The sequence below is a fragment of the Rhizobacter sp. P3_B12 genome (assembly GCF_056402895.1).
Genome location: NZ_JBFUGN010000711.1, coordinates 1 through 3262, shown reverse-complemented (window position 1 = coordinate 3262; position 3262 = coordinate 1). Strand labels below are relative to the sequence as shown.

Sequence of the window (3262 nt, the reverse complement as noted above, 5' to 3'; positions counted from 1 at the left end):
GTGCGCAACCCGAGGTGGCAGCTGCCGCCGCCACCCACGGCGCCCGGCCCGACGACGAAGTCGACGTGCTGGCCGCGCTGCGCCACTGGAAAAACAACTTCTGATGACCTTTCTGAACCCGCTCTTGCCACTCACTTTGCGACGAGGCTGCGGCCTCGGCCTGTTCGCCGCGCTGGCGCTGCTGGCGGCCTGCGCGACCACGACCCCGACCGAGGGCGGCATTGCCGGCGCGGGCCCCGCAGCCTCCGCACCGGAGGCATCGGCGGCGGCCAGCGCACCCGCCGGGGCAGCCTCGGCCGCCGACAACACCACCGTCGCCGAAGGCCCGGCCGTCGCGCCGCCGATCGATCCGCTGCGCCCCGAAGAGAAGGTCGACCTGAACGCGCCGACCGCGAGCATCGACCTGTGGTCGCGCCTGCGCCACGGCTACGCGATGCCCGACCTCGACACCGACCAGGTGCGCACCGCCGAGCGCTGGTATGCGTCGCGACCCGACTACGTGCAGCGCATGACCGAGCGCGGCAGCCGCTACCTGTTCCACATCGTCGAGGAGGTCGAGCGCCGCGGCATGCCGACCGAGCTGGCGCTGCTGCCCTTCGTCGAGAGCGCGTTCAACCCGCAGGCGGTGTCGTCGGCCAAGGCCTCGGGCATGTGGCAGTTCATGCCGGCCACCGGCAGCACCTTCTCGCTGAAGCAGAACGTGTTCCGCGACGACCGCCGCTCGGTGCTCGGCTCGACGCGCGCCGCGCTCGACTACCTGGCCCGGCTGCACGACATGTTCGGCGACTGGCACCTGGCGCTCGCCGCCTACAACTGGGGCGAGGGCAATGTGCAGCGCGCCATCGCGCGCAACCGCCGCGCCGGCAAGCCGACCGACTACCTCAGCCTGAAGATGCCGAACGAGACGGCGTTCTACGTGCCCAAGCTGCAGGCGGTGAAGAACATCGTGCTGCACCCCGAGCAGTACCTGCTGACGCTGCCCTCGCTGGACAACCACCCGTACTTCCTCAGCGTGCCGATCGAGCGCGACATCGATGTGGCGCTGGCGGTGCGGCTGGCCGGCGTGTCGCTGGAAGAGTTCCAGACGCTGAACCCGCAGATGAACCGGCCGGTGATCCTCGCGGCCGGCACGCCGCAGCTGCTGCTGCCGTACGACAACGCGAGCCAGTTCGTGCGCAGCATCGGCGAGCACCGCGGGCCGCTGGCCACCTGGACGGCCTGGGTCGCGCCGCGCACGCTGCGCCCGGCCGATGCGGCCAAGCAGGTGGGGATGACCGAGGCGCAGCTGCGCGAGGTCAACAACATCCCTCCGCGCATGCTGGTGCGTGCCGGCTCGACGCTGCTGGTGCCGCGCGGCGAGAGCCGCCAGACGGATGTGTCGGGGCACCTGGCCGACAACGGCGTGATGTCGCTCGTCTCCGAATCGCCGACGCTGCGCCGCATGGCGCTGAAGGCCGGCAAGCGCGAGAGCGTGGCGACGGTGGCGCAGCGCTACCGCGTGAGCGCGGCACAGGTGGCGCTGTGGAACAAGACGACGGTCGGCGCGAACTTCAAGCCGGGGCAGACGGTGTATGTGTTCGTCGCGGGCAAGGCGACGGCGCGCAAGCCGGCGGTGCGAACCGCATCGAAGGCGCATCGRCCGGCGAAGCGGACGACGCGGGTCGCGAAGCAGTGAGCAGCGGGGACTAGCGCCGCTCGCTCAACGCGTGCGCGATCGTCCCCAGGTCGACGTATTCGAGCTCACTGCCGATCGGCACGCCGCGCGCCAGCCGCGTGACGCGCAAGCCACGTGATTTGAGCGTCTCGCCGATCACGTGCGCGGTGGCCTCGCCTTCGGCGGTGAAGTTGGTCGCGACGATGACTTCTTCGACCGAGCCATCGGTGGCACGCTCGATCAGCTGCGCAAGGCCGATGTCGCGCGCGCCGACGCCGTCGAGCGGGCTCAGCCGTCCCATCAGCACGAAATACAGCCCCTTGTAGCTGCCGGTGCGCTCGAGCGCCGCCTGGTCGGCCGGCGTCTCGACGACGCACAGCAGGCGCGCGTCGCGCCGCTCATCGGCGCAGGTGCTGCAGATGGCGCCCTCGGTGAAGGTGTGGCAGCGGTCRCAGTGGCGCACGTCGGCCACCGCCTTCTGCAGCGACGCGGCGATGCGCGCGGCGCCGTCGCGGTCGTGCTGCAGCAGGTGGAAGGCCATGCGCTGCGCGGATTTCTGCCCGACGCCGGGCAGCCGGCGCAGCGCTTCGATCAATCCGTCGAGAGCAGGTTCGGCCACTGGGTCAGAACGGGAACTTCATGCCCGGCGGCAACGGCATGCCGGCCGTGAGCTTGCCCATCTTCTCCTGCGAGACCTCTTCGGCGCGGCGGATGCCGTCGTTGAAGGCGGCAGCCACCAGGTCTTCGAGCATGTCCTTGTCGTCGGCCAGCAGGCTCGGGTCGATCACGATGCGCTTCACGTCGTGCTTGCAGGTCATCGTGACCTTCACGAGGCCGGCGCCGGACTGGCCTTCGACCTCGATGTGGGCGAGTTCTTCCTGCGCCTTCTTCAGGTTGTCCTGCATCGCCTGGGCCTGCTTCATCAGGCCGGCGAGTTGGTTCTTCATCATGGTGAGGGGTCCTCGGGTTTCAGTGGGGTTTGACCGAGCCGGGCACGATGCGTGCGGTCTTGAACTGCTGCATCAGCGCTTGTACCAGCGGGTCGTTGTGGATGATCTGTTCGGCTTCGGCCTGGCGGCGTGCGCGCTCGGCGGCCGCCCGCAGGGCCGGTGAATCTGCCGGCACGCCGGGTTCGACCTCGAGCCGCACCGGGCGGCCCAGCTGCGTGACGAGGGCCGCCTGCAGCTTGGTGCGCTGCACCTCGGCGCGCAGCGTCTCGCGCTCGACGCGCAGGCGCCAGACGGCCTCGGCGCCCTGCTCGTTGAGTGCGACGCACTGGCCTTGCAGGGCAAGCTCACGCACCAGCGCGCCGATGGCGTTGGCCTGCACCATCTGCACGACGAGCTCGTTCCAGCGGTCGCCGAGCGGCGTGCGCTCGAAGGCCGGCACGGCGGGTGCGGCCATCGGCACCGGGACGGGGGCGGACGGCGTTGCCGCGGCGCGTGCGGGCGGCTCGTCGTCGAGGTCGGGCATCGACGAGGCCGATGCGGCGGAGGGCTCGTCGTCGAACGGCACGTCGAGCCAGGGCGGGGGTTCGTCGTTGCGGGCGGCGGGGCGGGCCGCCGGTGTGGTGACGGGCGGCTTGGCAGCAGGCGGTGCGGCCACCAC

4 protein-coding genes are annotated in these 3262 nt (G+C 70.9%); 1 reads left to right on the top strand and 3 read right to left on the bottom strand.

Translation table 11 applies throughout. The features are described from left to right. The first annotated feature begins 103 nt into the window (after nucleotides 1-103). Nucleotides 104-1675: a transglycosylase SLT domain-containing protein gene (locus AC1D01_RS26675; protein ID WP_477871739.1), complete on the top strand. Its 1572-nt coding sequence runs from the start codon at nucleotides 104-106 to the stop codon at nucleotides 1673-1675. A 10-nt stretch (nucleotides 1676-1685) separates the two neighbouring features. On the opposite strand, the gene recR is transcribed toward AC1D01_RS26675, so the two are convergent. The 3 genes from recR to AC1D01_RS26660 form a co-directional block, all read right to left on the bottom strand. Then, nucleotides 1686-2273 carry a recombination mediator RecR gene (gene recR / locus AC1D01_RS26670; protein WP_477871737.1) on the bottom strand — a complete coding sequence of 196 codons (588 nt, stop codon included), beginning with the start codon at nucleotides 2271-2273 and terminating at the stop codon, nucleotides 1686-1688. A 4-nt stretch (nucleotides 2274-2277) separates the two neighbouring features. Beyond that, a complete protein-coding gene (locus AC1D01_RS26665) occupies nucleotides 2278-2604 on the bottom strand; it encodes a YbaB/EbfC family nucleoid-associated protein (protein ID WP_047511954.1) in 327 nt (108 codons plus the stop codon). A 19-nt stretch (nucleotides 2605-2623) separates the two neighbouring features. Next, a partial coding sequence (locus AC1D01_RS26660; protein ID WP_477871735.1) for a DNA polymerase III subunit gamma/tau C-terminal domain-containing protein occupies nucleotides 2624-3262 on the bottom strand: 639 nt, incomplete at its 5' end.